The following is a 5,498-nucleotide window of genomic DNA, read 5'->3' on the forward strand; positions in this document are numbered from 1 at the left end:
CTCCTTTTCCCGCCCGCCCTTTCCGCAAGATACACAATGTGCACCTTGGCGAAAATATGTGAAGAAACGGTGGTCAAAACAGCCGGATTGTGCACCTTACGGCGCACAATCTGCGCCCCGGTTTTCCCCAAGATGCACAATGTGCAACTTAGGGAAGGGCCGGGCGGCGGCGTGTCCGGCCGGCGGCCCGGCAGTGTGCCCCACGGGCACGGGGGATGCCATACTATGCAGTAACCGGCGGGGGAGGGGACGCCCGCGACGTACCGCATCCCCGCCCGTGAGCAAGCGGCGACCGATCAGGAGGCAGCAATGGCGCGTATCGAACGATTCACCGGAACTTCAGCGGACGGCACGGCGCTGACCGTCGTCTACGCCGAACAAGGCGAGCTAGGCCGCGCGGCCGTGGCGTTCGCTCTGCTGTTCGCCGCCGACGACCTGCCCAGAATCGTCCACTGGGGACGCCCGGTTCCGCATCCCGAGACGCTGCTCGCCGACTACGACGCCCTGCGTCCGCAGCGTGTCTCCGGCGCGCTCGACGAGACGTCCTGGCCGTCGATCCTCCCCACGCAAAGCGAGTCCTGGATCGGCGCGCCGCGCTTCGTCGTCCGCCGCAACGGCGTCGAACTGTTCTGCCGTTTCCACGTCACCGACATCACGACGACCCTTGACCTGCGCCCGGTGCTCGACGTGACGCAGGCCGCCGACGCCCCCGAATCCACGCCGAGCGAGGCGCGCGTCGCCGTTCCGGCCGTCGACGCCGAAACCCCGGTCGTCACCGTCACCGCCGAAGACGCGGAACAGCACGTGCGGCTCACCTGGACCGCGGAACTGCTGCACGGCGGCCTTGTCCGCCAGCGCGCGACCGTCACCAACGCAGCCGCCAACACCGGCGACCTCGAAATCGGCGTCGTCGAACTCGGCTTCCCCCTGCCCGCCGCGGCCGCCGAAATCCTCACCACCACCGGACATCATCTGCGCGAACGCAGCCCGCAGCGTCAGCCGCTCACCATCGGCCGTTTCGAGAAGGTCGCCGCCACCGGCAAGCCTGACTACGACGCCTCGCTGCTGCTGTCCGCAGGCGTCCCCGGCTTCGGTTTCGGACACGGCGAAGTCTGGTCCGTGCACGTCGGCTGGAGCGGCAACAGCGTGCTCTCCGCCGAACGCACGCCGTACACGCAAGGCCTGATCGGCGGCGGCGAACTGCTGTCCGGCGGCGAAGTCACGTTGCCGCCCGCCGCGACCGACAGCGCAGCCAACGTCGCCGACAGCGCAGCCGCCTCCTACACCACCCCCTGGGTGTACGGCTCGTACGGCGACGGACTCAACGAGGTCGCCGCACGATTCCACACGTACCTGCGCGACCGCCACCCCGAACTCGCCGCCAAGCCGCGACCCGTCATCCTCAACACGTGGGAGGCCGTCTACTTCCGGCACGACTACGACACGCTCGCCGCGCTCGCCGACAAGGCCGCGGCCGCAGGCGTCGAACGGTTCGTCGTCGACGACGGCTGGTTCGGCACCCGACGCGACTCCACGTCAGGACTCGGCGACTGGCAGATCTCGCCCGACGTGTGGCCGGACGGTCCGAAATCGCTCAAGGCGCTCGCCGACTACGTGCACGGCTTGGGGCTCGAGTTCGGCCTGTGGTTCGAGCCGGAGATGGTCAACCCCGATTCCGACACGTTCCGCACGCACCCCGACTGGGTGATGCGCCCCACGCCCGGCCGCCTTCCCATGCAGGGCCGCAGCCAGCAGGTGCTCGACCTCACCAATCCGGCCGCGTACGACTACGTGTACGGCTGTATGGAACGGCTCGTCGGCGAGCTGGGCATCGACTACATCAAGTGGGACCACAACAAGTTCGCCACGGAACTCGTCTCGCCGCGCACCGGGCGTCCGGCCGTGCACTGGCAGACGCTCGCCGTGTACCGGATCTTCCGCGACCTCAAGACCGCGCATCCGGGACTCGAGATCGAAAGCTGCGCGTCCGGCGGCGGTCGCGTCGACCTGGGGATGCTGGAGCTGGCAAGCCGCATCTGGGTGTCCGACTGCGTGGACCCGGTGGAGCGTGCGGACATCCAGCGGTACACGTCGCTGCTGGTGCCGCCGTGCATGATGGGCGAGCATGTGGGCGCGAGCCCCGCGCACTCCACGCATCGCGAGACCAGCCAGGAGCTGCGCATGGCGATGGCGTTCTTCGGACATCTGGGCGTCGAATGGAACCTGCTCAAGGAGCCGGACGCGGCCGCGGAACAGCTCGCCGCGTGGATCGCCGAGTTCAAGAGGCATCGCGCATGGTTCGCCGTGGACACGTGCGTGCACGGCGACGACCCCGATTCGGCAGTGCGGCTCGACGGCATGGTCAAGCCGGACTGTTCCGCCGCGTTCTACCGGTTCACGCAGCTGACCACCGGCCAGACGTATCCGGCCGCGCCCGTGCGGCTGACCGGCCTCGACCCGGACGCCGTGTACCGTGTGCAGCCGCTGGCGCTCGACCTTGACCTGGAGGGATCCGGCATGGGCTGCGGACAGTCGCCGCTCGGCTGGTGGACCCCGGACGGCGTGACGATGACCGGCCGCGCGTTGCTCACCTACGGCCTGCGCCCGCCCGCCCTGCATCCCGCTCAGTCGGTACTGCTCACCGCGGTTCGCGTGTAGCCGCCAGGCCCCTCTCGGCCCCCTCGGTGGAGGGGGCTGTCGCGGCCGGAGGCCGTGACTGGGGGAGCGCCATAGCGGCACCCGCCCCGCGGTTGTTGCGGTATTGCGCTACGCGACCAACATCGTGTCAGTGCAAGATATTACGGAAATCGGCCTTATCATCCGTAAATCCTTGCGCTGAGCATTTCCCAGCGCAAGGATTTACGGACACTGCGGCTGATTTTCGTAATTTCTTGTGCCAGCCGCCGAATTCGCCGATCGCCTCGCCACCCCGCCCTTTCCCCGTCCCCTATCCGGGAAATCACCGTCCCCGCGGCATACCCGGCCGTACAATGACCATCATGGAGCAGAAAGACGTCCTCAAAGCATTGCAACGTGACCACGCGGCCGAGCTGAAGCTCGCCGCCAAGCGGCTGAAGGGCACCGCGCGTCACACCGAGATCATCCCGTCGCCGACGCTGTCCGAGATGACTGGCCATGAGATCCTTCTCAAGCCCGAGAACCTGCAGGTGACCGGCTCCTTCAAGATCCGCGGCGCCTATAACAAGATCGCGTCCCTCTCCGAAGAGCAGCTCGCCCGCGGCATCGTCACCGCATCCGCCGGCAACCATGCGCAGGGCGTCGCCTACGCGGCGCGCGAACGCCACGCGAAGGCGACGATCTGCATGCCGCAGATCACGCCGCCGCTCAAGGTGGACGCCACGAAAGCGTATGGCGCCGACGTCGTCCTGTACGGCGACGTGTTCGACGAGGCGGCCGCGCACGCCGCGCATCTCGCTGAGACGGAAGGCATGATCTATGTGCCGCCGTTCGACGATTACGAGGTCATCTGCGGTCAGGGCACCATCGGCCTGGAGATTCTTGAGGATGTGCCGAACGTCACCGACGTGGTCGTGCCGCTCGGCGGCGGCGGCCTGGGTGCGGGCGTGGCGCTCGCCATCAAGACGTTCAAGCCGGAGGTGCGCGTGATCGGCGCGATTCCGGAAGGTTCCCCCGCGTGGAAGAACTCGTTCGCCGCCGGCCGCGTCACCGAGGCCGACCAGGTGGTCACCTCCGCCGAGGGCGTTGCCGTCAAGCATCCGGGCGACCTGCCGTTCGCGCTGCTCAACGAGTTCATGGACGATCTGGTGACCGTCACCGAGCGCGACATCAACGAGATGATTCTGCTCATGCTTGAGAAGCACAAGCTGGTTGTCGAGGCCGCCGGCGCGGTCTCGCTCGCCGCGCTCGAGCACCTCAACCTGCGTTCGCGCAAGTTCGCGGCGGCTCCTGGTCCGCATGTGGTGGTGCCGATCATGTCCGGCGGCAACATCGACACGGTGACGATGGGCGCGGTCATCCAGAAGGGCATGATCGCCCGTGGCCGCATCATGAACTTCGAGGTGGAGCTGCCGGATACCCCGGGCCAGCTCGTCAAGGTCGCCTCGCTGCTCGCCCGCGAGCGTGCGAACGTCATCGCGCTCGACCACGACCAGTTCAAGGCGTCCGGCCACTACACAAACGCGGTGTCGCTGGGTGTCACGGTCGAGACGAACGGCCCTGACCATATCGACCATATCCTCGCCGCGCTCAAGGCGGAGGGCTTCCAGCCGAAGCGCATCTACTGATTGCCGCCTGATCCGCGGCATGGTAGCGGCACGGTAGCATGAGGGCCGTCGCATCCCAGAGCAGGATGCGACGGCCCTCACTGTTTGTCGTTGGCTGTGCGACTGTGCGGCCGCTTGGTCGTGCTGCCGCAGCCGCTCATGTCAGCTGTTTTCGGCGATCGTCTCGTCGACGAGTTTCGGCAGCGCGACGGCGATGTCCTCGCGGATGAGTCGTGTCGCCAGCCGGTCGTACTGTGTGCGGCCCATGTTCATGATGGTGATCGGCACGCCTGCCTGCGCGGCGACGGGCACGATGCTTGCGGCGGGGAACACTTCCAGTGTGGAGCCGATTACCCACAGTTCGTCGGCTTTCGTCGCGCGTTCGTATGACTTTTCGATGGCGCCGTCGGGCAGCGCCTCGCCGAAGTAGACGACATCCGTTTTGATGAGGCCGTTGCACACTTGGTTGCCGCTGTACGGCAGCCGGCGGTGGCAGTGCGGGTCCGGTTCGTTGTCGAGGTTGGCCATGATGTCGGCGGTGGCGTACTGCTTGTGGCATTTCATGCAGTGCGAGGTGCCGATGGTGCCGTGCAGGTTGACGATGACGTCTGGGCTGTTGCCGGCTTTCTCGTGCAACGCGTCGAAGTTCTGCGTGGCGAGCAGGGTGAGCATGCCGGCCTTCTCGAGTTTGACGAGCGCCTTGTGCGCGGTGCCCGGCTGCGCGTTCCATACCGGCGACTCCTTCTGCCAGCGCCAGGAGTATTCGCGTTCTTCCTTGTCGGTGAGGAACGCGTCGATGTCGTAGACGCTTATTTGTTCGGGGTGCTTGGTCCAGACGCCGTCCGGGCCGCGGAAGTCGGGGATGCCGGCGGACGTGGAGATGCCTGCGCCGGTCAGTACTGCGATTTTCTTGGTCATACCTATAGGTATACCGCGGTTGCGTTTCGTTGGATGTGCGTTGAGCGATATGCCGGGCCGGGTTCGCGGCGAGAGCGTGGGTTTGCCGGACCGTCGGCCGACTGTTGCGTGGTGTCCGCGTGCCGCTGATGGTGAACGGCGGCTGTCCTGTGATTGAAATGTGGCCGACACGCCGTCCGATGGGTGGCGGCTGGTGTTGTTGGTGCCGGTTTTGGTGGTTATGATGCTGGTGTGGGGCTGGTTTGCCCTGTTTGCGACACGCCGAGGGAACGGCTTGATGGTGCGGTTTCCCCGGGTTTTCGTGTGCCTTGGCTTGCGTTGGGGCGCCGGTGCGTG

Annotated in this window: 3 protein-coding genes; 2 read left to right on the plus strand and 1 reads right to left on the minus strand. The window is 66.6% G+C overall.

Going from position 1 to position 5,498, the window contains the following annotated elements; genetic code table 11:
* The first annotated feature begins 309 nt into the window (after positions 1–309).
* Together F7D09_RS10865 and ilvA are read left to right on the plus strand one after the other, a co-directional pair.
* Positions 310–2,658: an alpha-galactosidase gene (locus tag F7D09_RS10865; RefSeq protein WP_152235503.1), complete on the plus strand. Its 2,349-nt coding sequence runs from the start codon at positions 310–312 to the stop codon at positions 2,656–2,658.
* A gap of 341 nt (positions 2,659–2,999) precedes the next feature.
* Complete coding sequence (gene ilvA / locus F7D09_RS10870) at positions 3,000–4,265, plus strand: threonine ammonia-lyase (protein ID WP_152235504.1); 1,266 nt, start codon at positions 3,000–3,002, stop codon at positions 4,263–4,265.
* A 141-nt stretch (positions 4,266–4,406) separates the two neighbouring features.
* Here the strand turns inward: ilvA and F7D09_RS10875 are convergent, their stop codons facing one another.
* Positions 4,407–5,162: a Sir2 family NAD-dependent protein deacetylase gene (locus F7D09_RS10875; protein ID WP_152235505.1), complete on the minus strand. Its 756-nt coding sequence runs from the start codon at positions 5,160–5,162 to the stop codon at positions 4,407–4,409.
* Positions 5,163–5,498 lie beyond the last annotated feature (336 nt).

This window comes from Bifidobacterium leontopitheci, from assembly GCF_009193355.1.
GTDB lineage: Bacteria > Actinomycetota > Actinomycetes > Actinomycetales > Bifidobacteriaceae > Bifidobacterium > Bifidobacterium leontopitheci.